Annotated in this window: 22 protein-coding genes and 1 pseudogene; 18 read left to right on the top strand and 5 right to left on the bottom strand. The window is 55.0% G+C overall.

Features of this window, described 5'->3' with window-relative positions:
- Positions 1-28: 28 nt before the first annotated feature.
- Both EJQ19_RS09870 and EJQ19_RS09865 read left to right on the top strand, forming a co-directional pair.
- A complete protein-coding gene (locus tag EJQ19_RS09870; protein ID WP_126141039.1) occupies positions 29-490 on the top strand; it encodes a phage tail protein in 462 nt (153 codons plus the stop codon).
- Between the two features lie 174 nt (positions 491-664).
- Positions 665-3,169, top strand: a complete 2,505-nt coding sequence (locus tag EJQ19_RS09865; protein ID WP_126141038.1) for a cadherin domain-containing protein — start codon at positions 665-667, stop codon at positions 3,167-3,169.
- Between the two features lie 59 nt (positions 3,170-3,228).
- Here the strand turns inward: EJQ19_RS09865 and EJQ19_RS09860 are convergent, their stop codons facing one another.
- The 4 genes from EJQ19_RS09860 to EJQ19_RS09845 all read right to left on the bottom strand — a co-directional run bounded on the left by EJQ19_RS09860 (position 3,229) and on the right by EJQ19_RS09845 (position 6,578).
- The gene (locus EJQ19_RS09860) at positions 3,229-3,954 is read right to left on the bottom strand and encodes a hypothetical protein (RefSeq protein ID WP_126141037.1); all 726 of its coding nucleotides are present in this window, start codon (positions 3,952-3,954) and stop codon (positions 3,229-3,231) included.
- A gap of 13 nt (positions 3,955-3,967) precedes the next feature.
- On the bottom strand, positions 3,968-4,711 hold the full coding sequence (locus EJQ19_RS09855) for a hypothetical protein (protein ID WP_126141036.1): 744 nt from the start codon (positions 4,709-4,711) through the stop codon (positions 3,968-3,970).
- A gap of 14 nt (positions 4,712-4,725) precedes the next feature.
- Positions 4,726-6,018: an SPFH domain-containing protein gene (locus EJQ19_RS09850; protein WP_126141035.1), complete on the bottom strand. Its 1,293-nt coding sequence runs from the start codon at positions 6,016-6,018 to the stop codon at positions 4,726-4,728.
- A 206-nt stretch (positions 6,019-6,224) separates the two neighbouring features.
- Positions 6,225-6,578: a DoxX family protein gene (locus tag EJQ19_RS09845; protein WP_126141034.1), complete on the bottom strand. Its 354-nt coding sequence runs from the start codon at positions 6,576-6,578 to the stop codon at positions 6,225-6,227.
- A 142-nt stretch (positions 6,579-6,720) separates the two neighbouring features.
- Between EJQ19_RS09845 and EJQ19_RS09840 the strand changes: the two genes are divergently transcribed.
- On the top strand, positions 6,721-7,101 hold the full coding sequence (locus tag EJQ19_RS09840) for a winged helix-turn-helix transcriptional regulator (protein WP_126141033.1): 381 nt from the start codon (positions 6,721-6,723) through the stop codon (positions 7,099-7,101).
- A gap of 112 nt (positions 7,102-7,213) precedes the next feature.
- On the opposite strand, the gene EJQ19_RS09835 is transcribed toward EJQ19_RS09840, so the two are convergent.
- Complete coding sequence (locus EJQ19_RS09835; RefSeq protein ID WP_126141032.1) at positions 7,214-7,513, bottom strand: hypothetical protein; 300 nt, start codon at positions 7,511-7,513, stop codon at positions 7,214-7,216.
- On the opposite strand from EJQ19_RS09835, the gene EJQ19_RS09830 reads away from it, so the two are divergent.
- From EJQ19_RS09830 to EJQ19_RS09760, 15 genes and pseudogenes are all read left to right on the top strand, one after another.
- Complete coding sequence (locus EJQ19_RS09830; RefSeq protein ID WP_126141031.1) at positions 7,485-8,153, top strand: hypothetical protein; 669 nt, start codon at positions 7,485-7,487, stop codon at positions 8,151-8,153. The two genes, EJQ19_RS09835 and EJQ19_RS09830, sit on opposite strands and share 29 nt — an antisense overlap.
- Positions 8,154-8,231: 78 nt before the next feature.
- On the top strand, positions 8,232-8,906 hold the full coding sequence (locus EJQ19_RS09825; RefSeq protein WP_126141030.1) for a response regulator transcription factor: 675 nt from the start codon (positions 8,232-8,234) through the stop codon (positions 8,904-8,906).
- Positions 8,899-10,251, top strand: coding sequence for a sensor histidine kinase (locus EJQ19_RS09820; protein WP_126141029.1), 1,353 nt, complete (start codon positions 8,899-8,901; stop codon positions 10,249-10,251). Before EJQ19_RS09825 ends, EJQ19_RS09820 begins: the two co-directional genes overlap by 8 nt.
- A 29-nt stretch (positions 10,252-10,280) precedes the next feature.
- Positions 10,281-10,976: a response regulator transcription factor gene (locus EJQ19_RS09815; RefSeq protein WP_126141028.1), complete on the top strand. Its 696-nt coding sequence runs from the start codon at positions 10,281-10,283 to the stop codon at positions 10,974-10,976.
- Positions 10,969-12,054 (top strand): HAMP domain-containing sensor histidine kinase, encoded by a 1,086-nt coding sequence (locus tag EJQ19_RS09810; protein ID WP_126141027.1) that lies wholly within the window; start codon positions 10,969-10,971, stop codon positions 12,052-12,054. The genes EJQ19_RS09815 and EJQ19_RS09810 overlap by 8 nt, the downstream gene beginning before the upstream one ends.
- 99 nt (positions 12,055-12,153) lie before the next feature.
- Entirely contained in the window at positions 12,154-13,020 is an 867-nt protein-coding gene (locus EJQ19_RS09805; RefSeq protein ID WP_126141026.1) for a M15 family metallopeptidase, read from the top strand.
- Positions 13,021-13,350: 330 nt separating this feature from the next.
- Positions 13,351-14,898 carry a malate:quinone oxidoreductase gene (locus tag EJQ19_RS09800; RefSeq protein WP_126141025.1) on the top strand — a complete coding sequence of 516 codons (1,548 nt, stop codon included), beginning with the start codon at positions 13,351-13,353 and terminating at the stop codon, positions 14,896-14,898.
- A gap of 164 nt (positions 14,899-15,062) precedes the next feature.
- Positions 15,063-16,631 carry a histidine kinase N-terminal 7TM domain-containing diguanylate cyclase gene (locus tag EJQ19_RS09795; protein WP_126141024.1) on the top strand — a complete coding sequence of 523 codons (1,569 nt, stop codon included), beginning with the start codon at positions 15,063-15,065 and terminating at the stop codon, positions 16,629-16,631.
- A gap of 135 nt (positions 16,632-16,766) precedes the next feature.
- Positions 16,767-18,608 carry a carboxypeptidase-like regulatory domain-containing protein gene (locus tag EJQ19_RS09790; protein WP_126141023.1) on the top strand — a complete coding sequence of 614 codons (1,842 nt, stop codon included), beginning with the start codon at positions 16,767-16,769 and terminating at the stop codon, positions 18,606-18,608.
- Between the two features lie 248 nt (positions 18,609-18,856).
- Complete coding sequence (locus tag EJQ19_RS09785) at positions 18,857-19,168, top strand: hypothetical protein (protein ID WP_241242818.1); 312 nt, start codon at positions 18,857-18,859, stop codon at positions 19,166-19,168.
- A gap of 2 nt (positions 19,169-19,170) precedes the next feature.
- The gene (locus EJQ19_RS09780) at positions 19,171-20,952 is read left to right on the top strand and encodes an ABC transporter ATP-binding protein (protein ID WP_126141022.1); all 1,782 of its coding nucleotides are present in this window, start codon (positions 19,171-19,173) and stop codon (positions 20,950-20,952) included.
- Positions 20,912-22,774: an ABC transporter ATP-binding protein gene (locus EJQ19_RS09775; RefSeq protein ID WP_126141021.1), complete on the top strand. Its 1,863-nt coding sequence runs from the start codon at positions 20,912-20,914 to the stop codon at positions 22,772-22,774. The genes EJQ19_RS09780 and EJQ19_RS09775 overlap by 41 nt, the downstream gene beginning before the upstream one ends.
- Positions 22,774-23,562 (top strand): hypothetical protein, encoded by a 789-nt coding sequence (locus tag EJQ19_RS09770; RefSeq protein ID WP_126141020.1) that lies wholly within the window; start codon positions 22,774-22,776, stop codon positions 23,560-23,562. The genes EJQ19_RS09775 and EJQ19_RS09770 overlap by 1 nt, the downstream gene beginning before the upstream one ends.
- 270 nt (positions 23,563-23,832) lie before the next feature.
- Positions 23,833-24,354: a TetR/AcrR family transcriptional regulator gene (locus EJQ19_RS09765; RefSeq protein ID WP_126141019.1), complete on the top strand. Its 522-nt coding sequence runs from the start codon at positions 23,833-23,835 to the stop codon at positions 24,352-24,354.
- Between the two features lie 194 nt (positions 24,355-24,548).
- Positions 24,549-25,500, top strand: a pseudogene (locus EJQ19_RS09760) (NAD-dependent epimerase/dehydratase family protein).
- The last annotated feature ends 62 nt before the right edge of the window (positions 25,501-25,562 follow it).

Raw genomic sequence — 25,562 nt, 5'->3', positions numbered from 1 at the left:
CGTACTACAATGAAAAGAGGGATTGGCAATGTCCTATATCGTAGATTTTAAAAAAGTGTCCACGGTCGGTTTAGAATCCTCGCCTGTAGCAGAAGCGCTTGCCGGTTTACGTGCCAATGAAGCCCGTTATTTTATGAACAAATACAAGCATGAATTTACGGTTGTACCGGCTAGTGAAAGTCAGGAAACCCTTGATTATGTGAACCGCGTTTTGAAAGAACGTGATATTGCCTTTGCGGCCAAACCTTTGGAAACATCGCGTTTTCAAGTGGAAAACATCAAATTTGCCTACGTATTCTATGAGGATGGTCTTTCGATCAATGTCATGTACACCGTGGATGACCCTAAGAAGCGGGCCGTGGGCTTCAAGCTTTCAGAGGGGATGGAGGTACCGCAGGAGCTGGAAGGGAAGTTTAAGTTTGCTAGGCAGAAGTCTGCATTGGCTGGAACGATTCGAGGCTCGTTTTTTGTGATCAAAGGCGAATATTAAGAAAGTCGTCGTAAAAGGAATAAGGAGCAGCTGCTTAAAGGCAGCTGTTCTTTTTTTGAGAAAATCGACAAATCCCGCTTTTTAATGAGACAAAAGTCCTATACACCCCTTGATATATGGTATAATTCAGATATTAAATGTTTGCTTTCGGCTTATTTTCAGGGGGGAATGATTGTGCTGTCTTATCTGCATCGCTTATTAATAATCGCATTCGGGCTGCTGGGTCTGTCTCTTGCAGTTCCAGCGCTTGCTTCAGCGCAAGGTTCTCCGCAAATAGTCTCTGTCACAACTTCAGCGCATGGCTTGTTCTCGCTGGGCGTTCCGATCAACATTTACGTCACCTTTGACGCGGAAGTCGCGGTTACGGGAACACCTACAGTTGCGTTAAATAACGGGGGAACCGCGTACTATGTATCTGGCGATCATTCGAATACGCTGGTGTTTCGATACACGCCCTCATTTGGTCTGAGCATTCTCGGCCTTAATTTGTTGAACGGCAACGCACTCTCACTCAATGGCGGCACGATTACGGATATTGTGGAGAGTGTCGCCGCAGGCCTGTCGACGGTAGGATTGGAGTTAGGCTCCACGGGAGGCAGCTTCGTAGATACGACCCCGCCAGTAGCAACGTTTACGGCGAACAATGGGGCTCACGCTACGAACAATAGAGCGGTTTCGCTTGAATTCACGTACCTAGATGATGTCACCGTTAGCGGAGAGGTGTACCTGTCCCTTGATGGAGTAGCCTGGGGAAGTTCGCAGCCGGTAGGACCGACGACATACAGCTTGCCAGATGAGGATGGGTCCTACACGATCTACGCCAAGTTCCGGGATGAAGCGGGCAATGAGACAGCACCTGCCTCGCAGACGATTGTGCTCGATCGCATTGCGCCCGCAGCTCCCGTGATTACGCCGTCCACAACGGATCGTGCACAAGAAGTAACGGTAACCATCAGCTACTCGGGTGATACGGTGGTCAAAAGGTATCAGCTGTGGGGCGATAACATTGCTGAGTACACGGGACCTTTCGTGCTGACATCGAATCGGACGATCTCGGCGTATGCCACGGACGAGGCCGGCAATCCGTCTGAAACGGTGCTCGGTATTACGAATATCGATCATACGCCGCCGACCGTGACCGCAACGATCAATAACGGTGCGCTATGGACAAAAGATGCGGTTGTCACATTATCCTTCAGCGACGGAGGAACCGGCGCCGCCGGGATGAGGTTCTATTCTCCTCCTGAGACGGTCTGGTCTGATTGGGAACCATATTCGTCGACCCGACTGTACGCACTTTCGGACGGGGATGGCGAGAAGACGGTTCATCTGCAATTTCGAGATGATTATGGCAACGAAGGGGCAGCCATCTCCCTGACGATTAACTTGGATACCACACCGCCAGGAGCCGCCTTGATGATCAATGGCGGGGCGCAGGTTACGGACTCCCGTGAAGTGACGCTAGGGCTTTTTGATGACGGCAGCGGTGCGATGGAGATGCAATTCTCGGAGGACGGTGTAACGTGGACGGATTGGGAGGCTTATTGTGAGACAAAAGCGTTCACGCTGCCTGACGGCAACGGTATGAAGACGATCTATGCCAAGGTAAAAGATGCTGTCGGCAACGAAAGCGACCCGATCACCGAATCGATTATGCTGGATGTGCCGCCGCCTCCCAATCTGCCGCCGGTGATTACGTCACATGGCGGGGCGGCCACCGTGAATCTCGATATTGAAGAGAACACAACAGCAGTGAAGACGATCACGGCCGAGGATCCGGAAGGGGAATTCATCACGTTTGCCATCTCGGGCGGGAGCGATCAAGCGAAGTTCAGCATCGACGCCGTGACTGGGGCGCTGGTCTTCCAGGAGCCGCAGGACTACGAGAACCCGAGCGATACGGATGCGAACAACAGCTATGAAGTCGAAGTGACGGCCATCGACAAACGAGGAGATACGGCAACGCAGACGATCATTGTTCATATGATCAAATCGAATGACGAGCTTGCCGCAGCGGCGGTCATGGAGACCATTGATTTGCTGCCGTCGGCAACGGCCCTAACGTTATCGGACAAAACAAAGGTCGAAGCAGCACGTGCTGCCTACGACAATCTCACGTCCGTCCAGCAAAGCCTGGTTACAAACAGCAGTAAACTGTTCGCAGCGGAAGCGGCTATGCAGGCATTGGAACATGCGACAACAGAGGTCTCGGTCCTATCGGCCTTCGGTAATGCGGCTGGCGATGCGATTACGCTGCGCGTATCCTCCGAGCTGGACGGTATGCATGCGATGGAAGCCAGCCGTTTCCAGCTCATTGTGAATGGCGCGGTCGTCACGGCTTCAGAAGCGGCCTATGATCCAAGCGATGCCAGCGGCAGAACGATTCGACTTTTGTTCTCATCACCGGTCCTGCTCCATGCAACGTCGGCCTCAATAGCCGTGCAAAGCGGGGCTTTCAGAACGAGCACGCAGTACTTGAACGCGGAGATCCTATTTAGACCGATGATTACTTTTAAAAGTCTCGACATCACGCAAAACGACCGGATTGGTGTGGATGATATCGCCGGCATCATCCTGAATCCCGATTGGCATCTGGATGTGAATGCGGACGGCTTCTTTGATCAAGAGGACGTTCGGATGCTGCTCAGTCAGATTTCACCGGTATCCGAAAATAATTAGTAACGTCAGAAGCAACAGAACACATAAGTGCCCCGGTTCCTATAACCGGGGCATTCGTCTTAGGTATAGTGCAGCACAGATCCGCAGTATTCGCACGTTTTCTGTTCGCCATACTGCAGCTGCGTCTTGGAGCCGCAGCCGAAACATTCGATCGTTTTGGGCGGCGGCGGCGGTTCCTTGGGCTGCTCTTGCGTGCTCTCAAGTGTGGCGGCAAGTCCGAGAAGATCGGCGGCGAGGTTAACGGTAAGGTTGTTCGTTGCCGAGAAAGAGGCTGCTGGCTTCTGTCTGTTGGTCAGAATCACTTGGCCTGTCGGCAAATGCACGTAAGCGTCAGGCAGACGGCCCAACGCAGCCATGTGGGTCAACTCGTTGGTGACGGTCTCTACGTTCTGATTGACCACTTGCGCCATGTGGGCGATCAGGGAAACCTCTTGCTCATAGATCATGAAGTGATACTGCTCCATTCGGTTCTCCAAATCTTTTTTAAGAATGGAGGCTCTGCGGAAGTTGAGGAGGCTGGGGAGCAGGAAAATTAGACCAGTACCTATTATGCTAATGAACCTATCGTAGTTGGTGGTTGACTGAACAAACATCATAAGGAACATAAACAGAAACAGACTTAACAGCAGCCCTCCGTAAAACTGCTTATCCATAATCCTAAGATGGGTTATGTTTCGATGCTTAGCAGACCGGATAATCATCAGGATGATCGAAATAGGAAAAAAGATAATCAAAGTCGCAATGATAATACCGCCATGGATCGACGGCTTGTTGTCGGTTGCCACGCAGGTCCCCCCTTTATTTGAGCAGTTGCAGCTTCTGATTGCGATTGTTTAGCGCATTCACAATGTCGCGCACCAAGCGCCGGGTCATCGTAGGCGACGAGGGATTGTCCTGGTCACGGAGCAACTCCCGTACGCATTTATGCAGCTCGCCGGCCTGCCACAGCAGGTCTTCCTCCAAATGCACCAGGGACGGATGTCCGACAGGATCGCTGAACTTCACATTCTCCTCTAGTTCGGCGACGATTCGATGAATGTCTGTCAGATCCGTGCGCTCGAGGGCGGACAAGTCCTGCTTGATCGCGAAGATCGACGACTGGAGCTGCTTCATGAGCAGTGTTTGCGACTTGGTGCTGTCATCTTGCTCCTGAATGACGTTCTTCGCTGACGACATGATGGCGATGCCGATCCCAGCTAGAGCGGCGGTGATGAGGTGAAGATAGAGATAGGTGGAAAGAGCAACTCCGATGACCAGCCAGAACAGCAGGATGTCCACTAGGACGACGACACCGTACGCAATAATCACAACGCTAATACCGAGGTAGGCGGGTACCGTCTGCTGGAATTTGCGGCTGTTGCGTGTGGCCGTCACGACGTAGCCGAAAGCGGTCAACTCCATCAGGATCATGGCGACTAGGGAAACAAGCCAGTGGCCCCATGGCGTCGTATCCTGCCGGAAAACCATAAACAACAGAATCGTAACAAGAACAGCTAAAATGAAAACAATTGAAGCGTTACGGGAAGACCCGAACGAGTTCATGGCACTTCCTCCTTTTAGGACAGTTTATTTCCGCACTCTAGGCAAAACTTTTGTCCTGGCTGTACGTCCGTCTTACATTGTTCACACTGCGGTAAACCCACATGCACGCCGCATTCCGGGCAGAACTTGGCTCCCGGCGCCAAGACATGTCCACATTGTGGACAAGGCATGGACAGGGCGGCTCCACATTTGACGCAGGCACGTGCATGCTGGGGATTATCGGCTTTACACGTTGGGCAAGGACGGACGGCATCTCCGCAATGCGAGCAGAACTTGGAGTTCGGATCAACCGGCTTTCCGCAATTGTCGCAGGCCACTTTCTCTGCGATAGGCGCACCGGATTGAAGCGAACTGCCGCAACTGTAGCAGAATCGAGCGTCCGCTTTATTGGCGGCCTGACACTTCGGGCACGCCCGCGTCTCATCCTGCACGGTGAGCTGATTGGTAAGCTGCGCCAGATTCTGGCCGATCGGGCCGCCGATGCCGATGCCCATAGCAGCCCCGAGACCTGCGTCCATAATGGACGAGCCCACGCCATTCTTGGATGCTGCGCCTTCCAGCGTATTAAACGTCCGTTCCTGCTGGTAGGTGAAGCCGAGAATATCCATTTCCGCGCGTTTAGCCAAGGCATCTTTAAGACGCTGTGTCACGTTGTCGTTGTCCGGAATATTGATCGAGACGACATTGAAATTGGCGAGCCGGATGCCATACTCCTCGAACACGGGGCCGATCGATTGCTCCATATGTTTGGAAATGTCTTCAACATAAGCGTTAATGTCCAGAATGCTGATTTTGTTATGTACCAAATAGCCGGAAATCAGCTTGTTCACGTTCATAAGCAGCACGCCGCTAAAGTGCTTGACCAGGGTGGCCTGATCGAAGACCGGGAGCGTTCCGTTGATTTTGACCAGAAATTTGCGGGTATTCTCGATTTGCACACCGAATTGACCGAAAGCGCGTACCGACACCGGCAGTTGATACTTCGGATCCTGCAGCTGAATCGGCGATGGTGTTCCCCATTTGATGTCAAGGGTATGTGCCTTGTTCACAAACCATATTTCCGCTGTGTACGGAGATTTGCCGCCGAAAGGCAGGTTGATGATGGAGGATAATAAAGGAATGTTTTGCGACGACAGCGTGTGGCGTCCTGGTCCGAACAGATCAAGCGCTTGACCGCCTTTGACAAAAAGCGCCTCCTGCGACTCGTTCACAATCAACTGAGTCCATGTCGAAAGCTCCTCGTTGGGATACTTCCAGGCCAGAGCGAGTGGAGGTCCGTTGTATTTGACAAGATCAATGATAGCCACGTGAACAGCTCCTTTCGTAGTGCTTTATAACCAGATGAGTATAGTAAATATTACGCACGAATGTCTAATTTCGTTTCTTTACTTAATTCTCTAATCGACAAGATTTTCCTTTTTCTTTGTCAATTTTTCTGGGAGGTAGGGCAGATCGAAAGACGGTCAAAATAAAAAAAGCCTCAGCCGTTTGCAGCAGCTAAAGCTTCTTTTACTCAAAAACGGCCGATCATCACCACAACGGCCAGTGCCAGGAACACGAGATTGACGCCGATGTCCTTATACTCTTTTCGCACAATATGAAAGAGAGCGCCGAGCAGTACCACGACAGCCAATGCTAGGGCAGCAACCGGCGTCAACCAGGGGGTAATGCCTGCCGCTTGCGGCACAATAAGTCCTACCGCGCCGAGGAGCTCCAGGATGCCGATGAAGCCGACGGGGCCTCGCGGCACATCTTTGACCCACGACCAGGACTGCTGCGCTTGATCAGCTCGAAACGCCTTCATCCATCCAGAGTAAACAAAGCCCAGTGCCAAAATTCCTTGTACGATCCAAATGGTGATATGCATGTGTGAGATTCGCCCCTTGTCGGTATTGTTGGTTGACCCTTCCTAGATGCATAATAGAGCAAAGCGATTCATACAGGAAGTAGGCACTTTATCTTTACCTGGTCTACAAAAAGTTACCTTGGCAGGAGAAAGGACGGACGCGATGCCGACCATTTGTAAATTCGAGAAAGCGCTGGAGATTCTGACGGGGAAGTGGAAGCCGGTGATCTTGCTGAGGCTGTTTGCGAATGGCACAATGCGATTCAGCGAGATCCAGAAGGCGATTCCGGACATTAATAAGAAAATGCTGGCCCAGCAGCTTAAAGAGCTGGAGCATAACGACATTGTCCACCGCGAGGTGTACAGCCAGGTGCCGCCGAAAGTCGAATACTCGATAACGGCTTACGGTCACAGTCTCCATCCAGTCTTGCAAACGTTGAATGATTGGGGAGAGGGGCATGTTGAACATATGAGCCGCTTGCATGGAGAAGAGACCTCAACTGAAGCGGTGGATCGCCCCCAGACGCCGGTACGCAAGGCGTAGACCTAGACCCGTTCACAGAAGTAAAAGCCCTCACCATGAACGCTTCCCCGTTAGCGCGTGTCTAACTTGCAGGGGCGTCTCATGACTGAGGGCTCTTGGCCGTATTACGGATTTACTTCAATGCAATCGTAGTTAAGCTGCCATTCGTTGTAAAATCTTGCGTATAAGCCACGCTCGCCTTCGCCGTCACGGTACCGTCCGGACCGGTTATCGTCACGGTCGGCGCGCTGGTATAGCCCGAACCGGGGTTCGTGATCGTGGCGCCGGTGACTTTGCCATCGGTGACGATCGGGGTTGCAGTCGCCAGCGTATGCTGCCAGAGGGCGCCGTCCCTGCCGTTGTAGCGATAGAAGTTCGACACTTCGTCCAGGCGGTCGTTGGTGATGCCGTACGGCGCGAGAACGCGCAGCAAGGCTGCTTTGTTCCGCTGCGCCTCCTCGGCAGTCGGCCCGCGGTCCAGCCCGGCAGGGGTGACGCCGCTGAAGGCTTCGCGGAACACCTCGTCCGGCACGCCGAGCGCGGCGGCGATCACTGCGATCGGGCGGCCATGGTCACGCGGGTCGGTGTCGAACCCGCCGGCGATCGTGACCGTGTACGCGCCGACCACGGTCGCGCTCACGGTATCAGCGCTGCCCGCTTGCTGCGGCGCGTGGTCCGCCGGCGCACCCGGAGCGGGCGCGTTTGCCGGCGGACGCGGTGCGCCTTGCGCGGGCGCTTGCCCCGGGGGCTGCGCGCCTGCGGCCGGGCAGTCGCTGCCGGCCCCCGCTGCTTGCCCGGCGGGGCTCGGGCGATCCCCCGGCGGCTTGGCCTTTGGCGGCGGCGGTTGCGTAGCCTCCGCTGCGGCTGGGGCAGCCGAGGCCTCCTTGTTCGGCAGCACGGTTAGCAGCGTGCCTCCAGCAACGACAGTGGCCAGAAGGCCGGTGATGAGCATTTTTTTCATAGATATCATCCTTCCTTGGGGGAGTGGTGGTTCGTTTCTTGAGAACATCGTACCTGCGTTTGGTGAAAATACGGTGAAAGCGTGCGCGATATCGCCTATACTGATTTCATAAAGACTGAAGGCGGATGCTGGTGACAGGTATGGAGGATCAGGATCGGAGAGGTAGCAACCGAAAAGGGAGGGTTTGCCCATGAAAATATTGCTGGCCGAGGACGACCTGCGGCTTGGTGAACTGACGGCCCACATGCTGAAACGAAAAACGGGCGGCGACGTCGACTGGGTGACGACGGGGAGCAGCGCCTTCGACTACGCGACTGCTTCCAGCTACGACGTTGTCGTGCTGGATTGGATGATGCCGGACGGCGACGGCCGGGAGACGTGCCTCAAGCTGCGCAAAGCGGGCTATCGCGGCGCGATCGTGATGCTGACGGCCAAGGATGCGCTGCAGGATCGGGTAGAGGGGCTGGACGCGGGGGCGGATGACTACGTGATCAAGCCGTTTGAGATGGACGAGCTGCTGGCTCGGCTGCGGGCGCTGATGCGCCGTAATTTTGCGCCGCTGCAGGATGATATCGTCACGATCGGCCATCTGGAATTGCAGCGAACGAATCAGCAGGTCATGCAGGGCGGCCGGGAAATGCAGCTGTCACCGCGGGAGTTCCAGATTCTCGACCTGCTGGTTCAGAACCGCGGCCGCACGCTGTCGCGCGAGCTGATCCTGGATCGTATCTGGGGACTGGACGCCGACGTCAACCTGAAAACCATTGACGCGATCGTGAAGCTGATTCGCAAGAAGCTGGCATTCTCCGGGGCGCAGGATCTGATTCAGAGCGTGAGAGGGGTAGGATATAAAATCGATGCCTAACGCGAGCGTACCCAACGTGTTCGACCGCATGCAGCGCAAGCTGACGCTGCAGTACAGCGGGGTGCTGATCGTATTCCTTACGCTGTTTGTGATCATTGTCTATGCGCTGCTGTATCTGCTCATCTGGAACGATCAGCGCGCCCGCCTGACGAAGCTGGCGGACAGCGAGATCCGGATCCTCCAGGCCTGGGCGAATCAGGACAGCAACCCGAACCGGCTGCCGCCGCGCGAGATTGAGGACAAATTCTCGATCAGCGCCGATCAGTCGTTCTACTATTTGATCGCGGAGAGCGGCAATGTGCAGCTCGGCGACGAGACGCAGTCGGAGCTGCGCGCGCAGGTGATGGCGCTGATCGGGCAGGGGCATTTTCACGGGAAGTCGATGGAGAAGGTAACGCTGCAAACGTTCGATGATCCGAACGCGAGAGACACCGCTGTTGGCGGCAGCGCGAACTTTCTGGTCGTAGATCGGGACTTGCAGTGGCAGGGGAAGCGTATCGGCAAGCTGTATGTAGGGAAAGAGGTGACGTTTCAGCACAATCTGTTCCGCTACTTGCTGGCGGTGCTGGTCGGCCTGGCGCTAGCGTTCTTCGCGCTAGCCTTATGGCTAAGCCACTACATGTCGCGCAAGGCAATCGTTCCGGTGGCTCATGCCTACCAACGGCAGCGCGAGTTCGTCGCGGACGCCTCGCATGAGCTGCGCACACCGCTAAGCGTGCTGACGACCTCGATGGAGGCGTTGGAGCTGGAGGACCGCGACCCATTCGAGCGGAAGGTGCTGGATGGGATGAAGGCGGAGGCGCGCGCGATGACGAAGCTGACCGGCGAGCTGCTGCAGCTTGCCCGCTCGGACTCCGGCGATGATCGGCTGGCGTTCGCACGTTTCGACGCAACGGCGGCAGCGCTCGGCGTGGTCGAGAAGCTGCGCCCTATGGCGCAGGCGAAGTCGCTCGTGGTGGAGCTGGACACGCCGAGCGAGCTCGTGATCGACTGGGATCGCGAGAAAATGACCCAGCTGCTCGTTCTGCTGCTGGAGAATGCGATCAAGTACACGCCCGAGGGCGGCCGGGTCGTCGTGCGGCTGGCGGTCGTGCCGGAGAAAGGCGGCCGCGTTCTGACGATTGAGGTGCAGGACAACGGCATTGGCATCGCGGCGGAGGCGCTGCCGCGTATTTTTGACCGCTTTTACCGTCAAGATAAAGCAAGATCACGTCAAAGCGGCGGTCATGGCCTTGGTCTCGCGATTGCGAAGCAGATTGTGGAGCTGGGCCGGGGGACGATTCGGGTGAACAGCGAGGAGGGCGCGGGCAGCACGTTTCAGGTGCGGATTCCCTTGCAAGCGTGACGTACTAGAAAGAACAGGAGGAGCTCGTGATGAAGCCTACGACGATTTTAATTGCCGACGATGAGCCGGAGATTGCCGATCTGATTGCGCTGCATTTGGGCAAGGAGGGCTATCGCTGTATCAAGGCGGCGGATGGCCGGGAGGCGGTGCAAGCGGTACAGACGCATGCCATCGACCTGGCGATTCTGGACATTATGATGCCGCAGCTCGATGGCTATGAGGTGACTCGGCAAATTCGCGAGCGGCACCACCTGCCGATCATTTTCCTCAGTGCGAAAGCTTCCGATCTCGATAAAATTACGGGACTCGTGCTGGGCGCCGACGATTATATGACGAAGCCGTTCAACCCGATGGAATTGGTTGCACGGGTGAACGCCCAGCTGCGGCGGGCTCAATTGCTGAATCAGCCGGCGCCGGACGCCAGAGCCGTGATCGAAGCGGGCGGTCTGATCATCGACCCTGAGCAGCGCAGCGTGATGCGCTACGGCAGGCCGGTCGAGCTGACGCCGAAGGAGTTCGATATTTTGTACCTTTTGGCCGCTCATCCGAAAAAGGTGTTTAGTGCGGAGCATCTTTTTCAGGCGGTCTGGGGAGAAGTCTACTATGAGAACGGCAATACGGTGATGGTGCATATTCGCACACTGCGCAAGAAGCTCGGGGAAGAACACGACAAGCAGAAGTGGATCAAAACCGTCTGGGGGGTCGGTTACACATTCAATGGCTAACATACTGCGAAGCTTCCGTTTCAAAATGCTGCTGCTGCTCGGACTGAGCATGGGGATGTCCGGCACGCTGGTCTATCTGCTCTATAAAGTCTTGCAGATTTACTATGCGGGCGTGCGCCGAGAAGATTCGCTGGCGCGGGTGCGCAGGGCGATCTATGAATTCGGGGACTTGAATTTTTTCCTGCTGCTGTTCATTCCGCTTGCGATTGTGTTTTTCTTTTTTCTAACGAAGCCGTATGCCGCTTATTTCCGGGAAATATCGACCGGCATTCACCGGTTGGCGCAAGGCGATTTCGGGCATCGCGTCCATGTGGAATCGAACGATGAGTTTCAAACAATTGCAGCGGACATCAATATGGCCGGCGAGAAGCTGCAGAAAGCGATGGAGCGGGGTGATTTCGCCGAAAGCAGCAAGGACCAGCTGGTTCTGAACCTGGCGCACGATTTGCGCACCCCGCTGACGTCGGTGCTCGGTTATCTCGATTTGCTGCTGCGTGACGAAGGGCTGACGCGGGAGCAGGCTGTGCACTATACGACAATCGCTTTCACCAAGTCGAAGCGCCTGGAGCGGCTCATCGACGAATTGTTTGAGATCACGCGGATGAATTACGGCAGGCTGGAGCTAGAGAAGCGGGACCTTGATCTCAGTGAGCTGCTGGCGCAATTGCAAGAGGAGCTGTATCCGATCATGGAGAGCAGCGGGTTGATTGTGCGCCCGGAGCTTGCGCCACAAGTGAAGATCGCGGCGGATGGGGAGCTGCTGGCGCGTGTGTTTGAGAATCTGCTGACCAATGCCTGCCGATACGGACAGGACGGGCAATTTATCGATATTCGCTGCTTTGTGGAAGCCGGCGAGGCTGTGGTGCAGATCATCAATTATGGGGACGTGATTCCGCAGGAGGAGCTGCCGCGTGTGTTTGAGATGTTTTATACCGGCGACCGGGCCCGGACACATCGGGAAGGGGGGACTGGCCTCGGTTTATTTATCGCGAAAAACATCGTCGAGCAGCACGGCGGCACGATCTCGGCGCAGAGCAGTGTCGTTGGCACGAAGTTTGAGGTGCGGCTGCCTCAGTAGCCGCCCAGCCGTTTTAAGAAAAATTTTAGATTTGACCCACTTCGGATTTAAACCGTTTTTCTTATCCTGATAGCAGGAAATTCAGGGAGGAAATGAACGATGAAGAAGTGGCTTTTGGTGCTTATTCTTGTAGGGCTTCTAGGTTATGGAGCTTCGAATTGGCGGTCCTCCGCGCAGCCGTCGCTGTCGGTCGACTTTCAAGCTGAGGATCAACCGGCTTCCCTTGGCCCGACCAAGACCGTTAAAGTCAAGAAGGAACAGGTCAACCAAGGGAATCTGGTCCTCATTAATAAAACGAACCCTGTCCGCGCGGCAGGCAAGAAGGCGGATGTGGTTAAGCTGTCTCAACAACGGGATCAAGCTGTCAGCTACAGTCTGCTCGATAATACGATCCGTTTGTCGCAGAGTGTGCTGGGGCCCTTGCAGACGATGCTTGGAGCGGCTGAACAGGAAGGGGTTCGCCATTTCATGATCACCAGCGGCTACCGGGACAACGATGAGCAGGAAAAGCTGTACCGTGAGATGGGCTCCGATTACGCGCTTCCCGCCGGCTACAGTGAACATAATCTGGGCCTTGGTCTCGATATTGGCTCGACGCAGGGCGAAATGAGCCGAGCCCCGGAGGGCAAGTGGCTGACGCGCAATGCGGCGGCGTATGGCTTTATTTTACGCTATCCCAAAGATAAAACGGCCGTCACCGGCATCCAGTTTGAGCCTTGGCATTTTCGGTATGTCGGCTTGCCGCACAGTGTTGTGATGCAGGAGAAGAACATGGCACTGGAGGAGTACCTGGATTATCTGAAGGAGCAGAAGACGTACGCTGTGAAAATCGGCGAAAAAACGTATCAAGTGTCCTATTATGAGGTCACAGGTAGCGCCTCCATACCGGTACCGGCCAACGGCCGCTACGAGCTGTCTGGCAACAATCGGGACGGTGTCATTGTGACGGCAACGGTTGGCGGATGAGAGGGCGACGCCTGCGGTCTGCTCATCTTTGGGAAAACATCGTTGGATGCTGTCCGCTTTCTTGGGGCAAATTAAGCTTGGGCATACAACCCTCCATAACCAATTAAACTCAATGAGGGTCATGCTCGCTGCGGGCGCTCCCTAATTGAGTTTTTTGTATCCTTGACAGGATGGTGGGGCCGGTTGTCTTCTACAGAACGGAAACTGTAAACGGATTGTCACTTTTTAACCGCTTCTAGGCACCTTCACTAAAATTTACAGGCTTTCAAATACGTTTTAACTATCATATAATAGTAGGTAATCTTATCTGTCCATCGGCGCGATGAACGGATGATCGGCAAAGCATGGTCAAATATTAGTGTAAGGATGGTAACTATGAGCAGCAGAGACAACCATACAGACGTTATCTTAATTGGTGCCGGCGTTATGAGTGCGACATTAGGATCGCTGTTGAAAGAATTGGTGCCGGATTGGAAAATCTCCGTATTTGAGAAGCTCCCGACCGCAGGGGAAGAAAGCTCCAATGAATGGAACAATGCGGGTACAGGGCATGCAGCGCTGTGCGAGCTGAACTACACGGAAGAGAAACCGGACGGTTCCGTCGACATAAGCAAGGCGATTAAAATTAATGAGCAATTCCAGGTGTCCAGACAGTTCTGGTCCTACCTCGTTGAGAAGAAATTGATCGAGAACCCGCAGGAATTCATCATGCCGCTGCCTCATATGAGCATGGTCCAAGGGGACAACAATGTGAAATTCCTCAAAAAAAGGTTCGAGGCGATGTCCAGCAATCCGCTGTTCCAAGGCATGGAATTCTCCGATGATCCGAAGAAATTGATGAAATGGATTCCGCTCATTATGGAAGGCCGGACGTCGAAAGAACCGATCGCGGCGACCAAAATTGACACCGGTACGGACGTGAACTTTGGCGCTTTAACGCGACTCTTGTTTGACTACTTGGTGGAGAAAGATGTCAAAGTCAACTACATGCACAGCGTTGAAAACATTAAACGCACAAGAGACGGCCTGTGGCAGTTAAAAGTGCGCAATTTGTACAACGGTGTGGCCGAATATCATACAGCCAAATTCGTCTTTATCGGCGGGGGCGGCGGCAGCTTGCCTCTGCTGCAGAAATCCGGCATTCCGGAAGGCCGGAATATCGGTGGCTTCCCGGTCAGCGGGATTTTTATGGTATGCAACAACCCTGAGGTCGTGGAACAGCACAATGCCAAAGTGTACGGCAAAGCGCCGGTCGGCGCGCCGCCGATGTCCGTTCCGCATTTGGATACGCGTTACATCGACAACAAGAGATCGCTGCTCTTCGGACCGTTCGCCGGCTTCTCGCCGAAGTTCCTCAAGACTGGCTCGATGTTCGACTTGCTCGGCTCCGTGAAGCCGAACAACGTAGCGACAATGCTCGCCGCGGGCGCGAAGAACATGTCGCTAACGAAGTATTTGATCCAGCAAGTGATGCTGTCCAAAGAGAAACGGATGGAAGAACTGCGTCAATTCGTGCCGAACGCGAAGAGCGAGGACTGGGATCTGGTCGTTGCGGGTCAGCGCGTTCAAGTCATCAAGGATACGGAGTCCGGCGGCAAAGGAACGCTGCAATTCGGTACGGAGGTCGTCAGCAATGCGGACGGCACGATTGCAGCCCTGCTCGGCGCTTCTCCAGGCGCATCGACGGCGGTGTCGGTTATGCTCGAGTTGATGAGCAAATGCTTCCCTTCTCACATCAAGGAATGGGAGCCGAAAATCAAGGAAATGATTCCTTCCTACGGCCAATCTCTCGTAAAGAATCCGGAGCTGATCAAGCAGATTCATGCATCTACCTCACAGGCGCTCGGTCTGAACCGGGAACTTCAAACGGTAAACTAATCCGTCACATCGCTGTGCCGATGAAGCGGCCCTCGTCCCCGAAGTTAGGGGACGGGGGCCGTTTTGCTTTGTGGAGAGGCGCTGCAACAAATCATGCAAATTTAATTTCATCTGTGCTAACATGAAAGGTATCCAACAGCTGAATCAAAAGAGGGTAATCCGCCGTGCATTCGGAACTGACCGCTTATATTACACTTGCTTGTACATCGGGCGTACTGAACCTGTATCTCTGCCTCTACGTGCTGATCAAACGCCATCGATACACGAATATCGCAAAGCTGTTTCTTGTCTATACGATCTGTATCGCCGTCTACTGCTTTTCTTCGGCGCTCGGCTTGCTGTCCACGACAATCCATGAGCTTAAACTATGGACCGCCGTGCAGTATATCGGCATGCCATTTTCACCGCCGCTGGGCCTGCTGTTTGTCATGCGTTATTTGGGCTTCCCTGTGACAAGAAGAAGAGTCATCTTGCTGCTGGCGATTCCTGTGATTAGTTTATGTATGGTCGCGACCAACGACTGGCATCATCTGCATTACCGCGTATTCGAAATCGACCCGATCCTGGGCGCGCCTTACGTTCATCAGGAGATCGGCGTCTGGTATATGATTCACGGCGTGTTTACGTTCGGAAGTATGTTCGTCGCCTTCTGGCTGGTGATTTTCCAGTGGCGGGAGACGGCAAAGACGTACCGCCCGCAGCTGATTGCGCTGATGTTCGGGCAGTTGGTGCCGATTGTCACCGCGTTTGTCTATCTGGTTGGGCTTACGCCGCCCGGCGTGGACCCCGTACCGATGGTGCTCTGGATTTCTTCGCTTCTCTACGTATGGTCGATTAACTCATCGCGCTTGTTCACGCTGATGCCGATCGCGAAGGATGCGATTTTCCAGAGCATCAATGACGGTGTGTTAGTCCTCGATGAATTCAACCGGATCATTGAGTTTAATCGCGCCTGCCAGAGGATGCTGCCCCGCCTGCACAAAAGGCAGCTGGGACAGCAATTCGCCGAGACGTGGCCTAAGCTGGCCGGGAGTCCGTTTCCGTTCCCGCTTAAGGTGGAGGCGCAGAGCTTGGAATTGCAGCTTGCTAATGAGGGGCGGCCGGACGCGATGTACCAGGTACGGATCACGCCCCTGGAGCATGCGAATCAAGGCGAGGGCTTGCTGCTGATTTTTACTGACATTACGGAGTTAAAAAGGCTGCAGCGGCAGCTGGAACACCACGCGTATTACGATGAATTGACCGGGGCTCCGAACCGCCGCGCGTTCTTTCAGCAGGGCACGATGACGCTTGAAGAAAGTAGACAAGCCGGGGAGCCGTTTACGGTCGTGCTAATGGATGTTGATTATTTCAAAAAAGTCAACGACACCTTCGGCCACCATGTCGGCGACCAGGTGCTTATGCACGTGGCGCACCTATGCCAGCAGGAGCTGCAAGCCGGCGAACTGTTCGCCCGATACGGCGGCGAGGAGTTCGTGCTTGCCCTGAAAGGGCGCACAATGCAAGAGGGCGAGGCGGTGGCGAACCGCCTGCGGACCTGCATCGCTTCCAAGCCGCTCACGACGACCGAGGACAAGATCCCGGTGACGCTCAGCCTCGGTGTCGCCGAAGCGGAGGACGGGCCGGAAGAAACCTTGTCGCAGCTGCTGAACAAGGCGGATCAGGCGCTGTACGCGGCGAAGCAGGCTGGGCGCAACCGGGTGTGCGTGTATGCAGGGGGCGGAACAGCCTGAGAAATAAGTCATCGAGGCCCAAGCGGTTTTAAGCGCTTGGGTCTTTTTGGTGTCGATTTATGCAAAAATCCGTCTATTTATGTCTAAAGTCCTATGATATGATGGGAGTAATCAGCCATTTTTTGGAGGGAAATCATGAAACGGTTCGGCAATTATTCAGTATTTCTGCTGTTGATTATGCTTTTTGGTACGTTCGCCGCGCTGGCGCCTGCCGCTTCGGCTTCAGTTGCGAACAGTCGAGCTGCGGTCAATGTGATGGTGAGCAGCTCGCACGGGTACCAGCTTTCTAGTTCCAGCGTCACGCTGACATCGTCGGCGCTTTCTTTTCCGCTTACCTTGCGAACGAATGCTTCGGGGAAAGCCACTATTCCCAATTTGCCGGTTGGTGAGTATACATTAACCGCATCGGCCAGTGGGCATACACCAAGTCAACCGATCATCGTCACATTGACAGCGGGGCAGACCCTCGACTATACGTTTACGCTTGTCGGCGACGATGCCGCCATGGGGATTGACTTTCTCAACCCCAACAATTATTCGCAGGATGCAACTCAGTTTCAAGGCACCGTCTCCTGGTCAACCTACGGTCCGATTCCGCTGCATTCCGAAATGCAGCTGCAATTTCTGGATGCCCAGAACGGGCAGGTAGGTTCGCTGATCGCGACGATGTATACGAGCAACAATACGAATACTTATTCCACTGACGTGTCGGCAACGGCAATTCCTTCAGGCGCCACTCGGATCGGAATCGCGCTATTGAATGAGAGCGGGAATGTCATCGCGACGCGAACCTCTCCGATTTGGAATTATGGGCGGCACAGCGCGAAGGCCTTCAAATTTCTGGACACGGATCCGAATGGCGGGGGCATTCAGGCTGTCGTGACTTGGTCGGGTGCGTCGGATGAAGCTTCTCTGGCAGGGTACAAGCTTTTTTACTGGGTCAAGGGTGAGAATTTGTGGAGCTATTGGGACAGTGTAGCGAAGCAGGAAACGGGGATAGGTACGGCGGGGAAGTACGGTTATGCCTTTGATGCACTCCCCGCAAAGACGATCGCGATCCTAATCGGCAGCGTCAACAGCAGCGGGGAGGAGATCAACTCTTATCCGACGGTTTACGTTATCGATAATCGACTGGGTGATGTCGATCTGGATGTTGATTATCCAGGCAGTCTGCCGGCACCGGCTATTCTTCAGGATTACACGTATTCACTGGTGCCGGGCACCATTTCCGGCCAAATTAACTTCTCAGTGCCCGCGAATCACAGCCAGATTCAGGGCTACAATCTTTATTTTGCCGATGCGGCAGGGACGAAACTGCAAGCCATCGGCAGAATCGACGTACCGGATTCTCATTCCCAGCAAACGTATGATTTAAATGCTAACCAGCCCATTCCTTGCGGCGCAGCCAAGTTTGCGCTCTATTCTTACGGAGTGGATGGGGAAGACACCTATGAAAGCGAACCGGTCTTGTTCCCGATCAAGACGCTGAACGGTGCGACAAGTACGGCGGGTTGCGTGCATTTTGTGGATATGGAAGCGCAGGGGAATCTTCTGCACGGTCTTCTGACCTGGCAGTCGGCAACGAGTACAGCAGGGTATAGCAGCTACCAGATCGATTTTCTCGATAGCGAGGAGCATTTTGTAGACAATATCGGTGAAGTGCCGACAGATGCAGAGACGACCTTTGCTGTACCACGCGGGTTGGTGATTCCGAGCGGCGCTGCGTACATCGGTATTCGGCTCAAGGATAGTCAGGGGCACACTTCCGACTATTTGACGGCGTTCCGGATTGAGGACAATCAGTCCGAGGAGCAAGTAAGAGCGGCCGTCAGAGAGGCCTATTTCCCAGGCGCCTACCCTATTGGCTTGGACGCGATTACAGGCGTTTTGCTTCAGCCGGGCGGCGCTGCTGCGTATGATCGAATGGATGCCGAGCTGCTGTTGTCGCTCATTGATTCGACGTTAGGCCCGAGGTAAACGTAAGCTGCGAAAGCGTCTCTATCCCAGTGGATAGGGACGCTTTTTGTATGTATCGGCACTTTGGACTATTCCGGGCGACTCCGGGGAGCGGTCTCGGTGAAAGGAACGGGAGGTTTTCCAGTTCGTGTGAATGGTATCCGTTGACGAACCTCTATGCTAGGCAGCACTGTAATTTTTGTTGACACTTTGCATACAAATGTATACAGTCATTGTATACAAACGTATGCAAGGAGGAGAGCGTGTGCATGAGAGAATTTGAAGGCCATATGAAAGGCGACAAGCATCGGGAGCGGGGCGGCGGCCATAAAGGGCGTCATCATCACGGGGCACAGACGTTCCGCCGAGGGCGGGCGTTGGAATTTCTGGAGCGGCTGAACGTGAGTCGGACGACACTTAGGCAGCAGCTTGAATCCACGGATTTTCAAGAGATCCGTCCCATGCTCCTAGGGGAACTGAAAGCAATCGAGACGGTCATCGACCAGTTTACGAAGCATTTTGAAATCCGTGAGCTTGAGGAGGCAGAAGAGCAAGCTGAGGAAAAGGAAGGACGCGAGTAGCCGTGTGGGGATTACGTGCTTATATCAAGCCTTACTGGAAATTCGTTGTGCTGGGCCCGCTTTTTATGATTTTCGAAGTGTTCTTTGATCTGCTCCAGCCGAGGCTAGCCGCTCATATCGTGAACTTCGGGGTGGTGCTGCGGGACTACAGCGTCATTGAACGCACGGGGATCGCGATGTTCGCGGTGACGCTGCTTTCGCTGATTACAGGCGTGGGCTGCAATTTGTTTGCGAGCCGGGCTTCTCAGAATTTGGGTGCCGACATTCGTGAGGCGCTTTTCACCAAAATTCAAACGTTCTCTTTCGAGAACATGGATAAGTTCCAAACGGGATCGCTCATTACTCGTATGACAAACGACGTTGTCCAAGTGCAGAATCTGATGCAGATTATGCTTCAGGGCCTTGTCCGGTCACCGAGCTTGCTGATCGGGAGTGTCGTCATGGCGCTGCTGATGAATGTGAAGCTGGGGCTGATTTTGCTGGGAACGCTCATCGTCTTAATTGCCGTGTTGGCGGTGCTGATCCGGTACTCCTCGCCGCTGTTTGCCGGTGTACAAGCGAAGCTGGATGCGGTAAATACGCGGATTCAGGAAAATTTGGCGGGTATTCGGGTCGTCAAAGCATTCGTTCGCTCGGATTACGAAACGAAGCGCTTCCGCGAGGTGAACCGCGAATACACGCACATCTCGATCAAAGCGGCGCGGTTCATCGCGCTGAACTCGCCGATCGTGACGCTGATCATGAACGCGTGCCTGGTCGTTATTTTGCTCTATGGCGGCAATCTGGTATGGGACAGCTCTGTTCAGGTCGGGGATCTGGTCGCGTTTGTGAATTACGTTGTGCAGGTCCTGTCGTCGCTGCTCATGGTGAGCGGGCTGCTCATGAACGTGTCACAGGCGAATGTGTCCGCACGGCGCATTCAGGAAGTGCTCTTGACGAAGCCGCGGATCGCCAGCGAAGGCATGGCCGTCGAGAACGCGACCGCGATTCCGGCGGAGCACGTGAAGTTCCAGAACGTCGCGTTCGCCTATGCGGGCTCGCAGGATGACCGAAGCCTGGTGCTGCGCGACATCTGCCTGGAAGCCAGGCGCGGGGAAACCGTCGCGCTGATCGGGGCGACCGGGTCCGGCAAATCCACGCTCGTGCAGCTGCTGCCGAGGCTGTATGATGTCACCTCCGGCTCCATCGCCATCGATGGCCGGGATCTTCGCGAGCTGCCGCTTGCTGCACTTCGAAGCAGCATCGGCATGATTATGCAGGAGTCGTTCCTGTTTACGGGCACGATCCGCGACAACATCGCCTTCGGCAAGCCGGACGCGACGCAGGAAGAGATTGAGGCGGCCGCAGCGGCTGCGCAGGCCCACGACTTCATCGCGAAGCTGCCGGAGGGCTATCATACGCTGCTCGGGCAGAAGGGCGTCAATCTATCCGGCGGGCAAAAGCAGCGGATTTCCATCGCGCGGGCACTGCTCGTGAAGCCATCCATATTGATCATGGACGACAGTACAAGCGCGCTCGATCTGGCTACCGAGCAGCGGCTTCGAACGGCGCTGAGCGCGCTGACGCGAGACAGCATCACCTTCTTGATCGCACAGCGGATATCATCGGTGATGGCCGCGCAGAAGATTATCGTCCTCGATGAGGGTGTCATCGCCGGCAGCGGCACGCATGAAGAGCTGCTTGCATCCTGCGCTGTGTATCAAGACATTTATCGCTCGCAATATGGCAGAGAGGAGGCGCCGTATGTCCACCGACCATCGATCCAGTCCGCCACAGGCGAATAAAGCGCAGGCGCATTTCGAACAGATGGGCTTCCGTCCAGGGCAAGGGCCGCATCACGGGGCCGTGCCGAAGGTAAGGTCCAAAAACACCAAAGAGACGCTGCTGCGAATCTGGGGCTATCTGAAGCAGCAGCGGCAGGCGCTTGTAATTGTGATCGTGTGCACGGCGCTAACGTCCGGTTTATCGCTGCTAGGCCCCTATCTGATCGGCAAAATTATCGACAACCACATTATGCCGCACCGCCTGAACGGACTCCTGCGGATGGGCTGGCTGCTTTTCGGCGTGTACGTGCTGGGCGCTATGTTCACGTGGATTCAGCAGTATGTAGCCTCAAGCTTATCCCAGCACACCGTGCGGGAGATGCGCGAGGACTTGTTCCAGCAGTACCAGCGGCTGCCGATCCAATTCTTTGATCAGCAGCGCCATGGTGAGCTAATGAGTCGGGCGACCAACGATATCACCAACGTCTCCAACACGCTCAATCAGACGGTCGTGCAGATCATCTCCAGCGTGCTGATGCTGGTCGGCAGCTTAGCGATGATGTTGAGCTTAAGCCTCTGGATGACGCTGGTTACGATTTTAACGGTACCGATTATCGCCTTTTTGACGAAAAAGATTACTAAATACACGCGTCAATATTTCTCAACCCAGCAGAAGCAGTTGGGAGACGTGAACGGCTTTGTGCAGGAGAACATTTCAGGCCTTAAGGTAGTCAAAGTGTTCGGGAGGGAAGCCAAGTCGGTCGAGCAATTTCGCGAGATGAATGAAAAGCTGCGAACCATTGGCATCAAGGCTCAAAGCCTCTCGGGCTCGATGGGTCCGCTGATGAATGCGATGCGCAACTTGAGTTTCGTGGTGATCGCCGTGTTCGGGGGGATTTTCGCCTATCATGAAGTGATTACGATTGGCATTATCGTCAGTTTTCTAAACTACGCCAACCAATTCAGTCAGCCGATTAACCAGCTCGCCAACCAGTACAATCTGTTTCAATCTGCCGTTGCGGGGGCGGAGCGTGTGTTTGAAGTGCTAGATCTGGAGCCGGAGACGCTCGGTGAGAAGGAAAGCGCTGCGGCACCGGCCATCCGGGGCGAAGTGGTCTTCGACCGGGTCAACTTCGGGTACACCTCGGACGTAGCGGTGCTCAAAAACGTGTCGCTTCAGGCGAAGCCCGGCCAAACGATTGCGCTGGTCGGCCCGACGGGTGCGGGGAAAACGACGATTATCAATTTGCTGACGCGATTCTATGACATCCAGTCCGGGCGCATCCTGATTGACGGCGAGGAGATTCAGACGATGAACAAGTCGGCGCTGAGGCGGCACATCGGACTGGTTCTGCAGGACGCGTATGTGTTCTCCGGAACGATCCGCGATAACATTCGCTACGGGCGGCTGAACGCGACGGATCAGGAGGTAGAGAAGGCGGCTTGGCTCGCCAATGCGGATAGCTTTATCCGCAAGCTGCCCAGCGGCTACGATACGTATTTAAGCGCCGAGGGCGGCAACCTGAGCCAGGGTCAGCGGCAATTGTTAACCATCGCGCGTGCGGTGCTGGCCGATCCGGCGATTCTCATTCTGGATGAGGCGACGAGCAGCGTGGATACACGGACAGAGCTTCATATCCAGGAAGCGATGCGAACGCTGATGCAAGGCCGAACGAGTTTCGTCATCGCGCACAGGCTGAGTACGATTCGTGAGGCAGATGAGATACTGGTCATTCAGGACGGGCAAATTACAGAGCGGGGGTCGCACGACGAACTGCTGAAGCGGAATGGGTTCTACGCAGGCTTGCATCGCCATCAATTTGTGCAGGGAGAGGTTGGCTAATGAACTGGGAACGCTATATCGGGATCGATTACGCCGGGCGCGGAGAGCCGCACGAGCGAACGGTCGGGATTCAAGTCGTTGAAATCGACCGTGAAGGCCATGTACAGCGCATGTCGCCGCCTGGAGGCTCGGCGCGATCGTTCAGTTGGTCACGACAAGAAGTTTACACATACCTTCACACACAGCTGGCCGTAAAAAAGGAACAGGTTATAATCGGCATCGATCATAACCTGTCTTTTCCTTATTCGTATTTTGGAGAACAAGGATTGCGGGATTGGGACGACTTTCTATCGCATTTTGTAGCGCTCTGGCCGACCCGTGAGCAGTCGGTGCGGGCCTGTCGGGAGCAGGCGCCCCCTTACAAAAATGGGGCCGAACTGCGGATCACCGAAACCTACACAGCTTCCGCCAAAAGTGCCTGGAACTTCGAGCAGCTCACCGGCGCCGTCTCCTATTCGACGCATGCGGGGCTGCCCTGGATTCACGCGCTGCGCACCGAAGCCGGAAGCGGCCTGCACATCTGGCCGTTTGACGGCTGGCGCCCACCCGCCGACACCAGCGTGCTGGCGGAGGTGTACCCTGCGCTGCTGTACCAGCGGTACAAGCACGCGGACGATTTTCCCCGCGACTGGCCGCGCGATGCGCAGGACGCCTACGTCATCGCCGCGTGGCTTCGCGAGCGGGACGGCAACGGCACGCTGGTGCGCTACTTCGCGGCGGATACTTTGACCGCAGCGGAGAAAGCGATTGCGCAGCGGTGCGAAGGTTGGATTCTGGGCGTGTGTTAAGCTCGGCTGCACACGCCGCGCCGTCTCGTTCAGCGACTCCGTGGACGCGGCGACTTTTTGCGTTGCTTCGCCAATATCTTCAATGACTTGCACCAGCGCCTTAATGTCAGTTTCGACGCGCTCGATTTTGGCGCTGTTTGCTTTCATAGACGTCATACGTAAGCATCCGGGCACATGGCACTGAGCGTAAAGAGTTGCAGGAAGGACTATAATCTTGTTACACTGAGTTAATTGATTGATCACTTATTATAACGTGGAGGTAAGGTTCTCATGGCAAAAAGCGAGGCGTCGTCCGTCAATCGACGGACGGAAATTATTATGGCTGCGATCGAGGTATTCGCAGAAACGGGGTACTACCGGGCAACGACCGCAATGGTTGCCAAGCGAGCGGGCATCTCTCAGCCGTACGTCTTCCGCTTCTTTGAAACCAAGGAAGCCTTGCTGTTGGCGGCGTTGGAAATGTCTTGGGTGCGAATTGCTTCATCGTTCCGGCAAGTGACGGACACAGTGGCGGACGACCGGCTGGAGCGAGAGTTGGTCGAGGCCTACGAAGATATTTTAGCCGATTACCGATCAGAGACACTGCTCCAGATGCAGGCGCAGACGATGATGGAGAAGCCGATTCGCGAGGCCATGCAAGCCGGTTTCAGGGAAGTGAGAGGGATTGTGCTGGAAGCTTTTCATAAAATCGGAGTTCCTCATGCGACGGAACGGACGCTGCTGTTTCTCGCGCGCGGCATGCTGTGCAATATTGCAATGGCGCTGGACCTGCCGGAACTTATGGAGGGCTAGCCTCGCGAGGGGCTGTCTGGAACGCTTGAAGTGGAGCGGGGACTCCAAGTTGGTTTTGCTTGAAAAAGAAGGTCCAATACAAAATAGTTATTGATCAATCACTAANNTTAGTGATTGATCAATAACAGATGAATATGTTTTCTCATGACAACCACACGGTGCTGGTTTGAACTATGAAACGGAGGCGTATACCCATGAAAAAAGCAATTGTACTAGGAGCAACCGGCGGAACTGGTGCTGCGATTACGGAGGAACTGATCGAGCGGGGCATCCCGGTCATCGCTTTGCCGCTCGCGCGGCAAGCTTGAACAACTGGCAGCAAGACTTGGCCAGCCCGCGCATTTGACACTATCCATCGGCGATGCGTTTAAAGCAGACGACATCGCAGCTGCAGCCACTGATGCGGAAGTGCTGTTTCATTGTGCGAATGTCCCCTATCATGAAATGGCGGAAAGGCTCCTTCCGCTAGGCGAGGCCGTTATGGAGGCTGCTGATCGCCTCGGCCTTAAGGTTGTCGTCGTGGACGGCATCTATCCGTATGGCCGCAGGCAGACTGACCTTGTGACTGAGGAGCACCCGAAGCAGCCACATACCCGCAAAGGCCGCGTCCGGCTCCGCTTTGGGGAGATGGTGCTGGATCGCGGTCGCTGGCCCCGGGCGCGTTCTCTCATTGTGCGGCTGCCTGACTACTACGGACCTTCGGCCAACGAGGCCTCTTACCTGGGCTCAACACTGCAGGCGATTGCTGCGGGCAAGCCGGCCTTTTTTATAGGCACGATGCAGGTTCCGCGCGAATACGTCTACCTGCCCGATGCGGCCAGCATGATCGTTGAGATCGCACTGCGGGACGCTTCGTACGGGCAGGAATGGAACATTCCGGGCGGCGGCGTAATCGCTGGCAAAGAGCTTGTCCGCATCGCCCGCGCAGCTAGCGGAAAACGGAAGCCTGTTTTTGCCTTGGGCTCCATCTCCCTTTCGATTCTAGGGCTGTTCATTCCGGTTATGAAGGAAGTCGTTGAGATGCTTTATCTAACCAAGGAGCCGCTTAAGCTGAGCACACATAAATATACGCAAGAGATTGGCCCGATTGCAGCAACGCCTTTTGAGGAGGGGATAGCGTCAACGATTCAGCAACTGAAAAAGTAAGCTCATACCCAAAAGCCATCCCCCTTCGGAGGGCTAAAGCTGTTTCATCGCCATTTTTGTCA

Source organism: Paenibacillus whitsoniae, from assembly GCF_003955665.1.
GTDB classification, from domain to species: Bacteria; Bacillota; Bacilli; order Paenibacillales; family NBRC-103111; genus Paenibacillus_E; species Paenibacillus_E whitsoniae.
This window is presented reverse-complemented; position numbering and strand designations above follow the sequence as displayed.

Coding starts and splice junctions, on each gene's coding strand:
- EJQ19_RS09775 (WP_126141021.1), top strand. CDS start 20,912: ATGTCCACCGACCATCGATCCAGTCCGCCACAGGCGAATAAAGCGCAG.
- EJQ19_RS09790 (WP_126141023.1), top strand. CDS start 16,767: ATGAAACGGTTCGGCAATTATTCAGTATTTCTGCTGTTGATTATGCTT.
- EJQ19_RS09770 (WP_126141020.1), top strand. CDS start 22,774: ATGAACTGGGAACGCTATATCGGGATCGATTACGCCGGGCGCGGAGAG.
- EJQ19_RS09870 (WP_126141039.1), top strand. CDS start 29: ATGTCCTATATCGTAGATTTTAAAAAAGTGTCCACGGTCGGTTTAGAA.
- EJQ19_RS09810 (WP_126141027.1), top strand. CDS start 10,969: ATGGCTAACATACTGCGAAGCTTCCGTTTCAAAATGCTGCTGCTGCTC.
- EJQ19_RS09815 (WP_126141028.1), top strand. CDS start 10,281: ATGAAGCCTACGACGATTTTAATTGCCGACGATGAGCCGGAGATTGCC.
- EJQ19_RS09800 (WP_126141025.1), top strand. CDS start 13,351: ATGATCGGCAAAGCATGGTCAAATATTAGTGTAAGGATGGTAACTATG.
- EJQ19_RS09825 (WP_126141030.1), top strand. CDS start 8,232: ATGAAAATATTGCTGGCCGAGGACGACCTGCGGCTTGGTGAACTGACG.
- EJQ19_RS09855 (WP_126141036.1), bottom strand. CDS start 4,711: ATGAACTCGTTCGGGTCTTCCCGTAACGCTTCAATTGTTTTCATTTTA.
- EJQ19_RS09805 (WP_126141026.1), top strand. CDS start 12,154: ATGAAGAAGTGGCTTTTGGTGCTTATTCTTGTAGGGCTTCTAGGTTAT.
- EJQ19_RS09820 (WP_126141029.1), top strand. CDS start 8,899: ATGCCTAACGCGAGCGTACCCAACGTGTTCGACCGCATGCAGCGCAAG.
- EJQ19_RS09840 (WP_126141033.1), top strand. CDS start 6,721: ATGCCGACCATTTGTAAATTCGAGAAAGCGCTGGAGATTCTGACGGGG.
- EJQ19_RS09765 (WP_126141019.1), top strand. CDS start 23,833: ATGGCAAAAAGCGAGGCGTCGTCCGTCAATCGACGGACGGAAATTATT.
- EJQ19_RS09785 (WP_241242818.1), top strand. CDS start 18,857: ATGAGAGAATTTGAAGGCCATATGAAAGGCGACAAGCATCGGGAGCGG.
- EJQ19_RS09845 (WP_126141034.1), bottom strand. CDS start 6,578: ATGCATATCACCATTTGGATCGTACAAGGAATTTTGGCACTGGGCTTT.
- EJQ19_RS09830 (WP_126141031.1), top strand. CDS start 7,485: ATGCCGTACGGCGCGAGAACGCGCAGCAAGGCTGCTTTGTTCCGCTGC.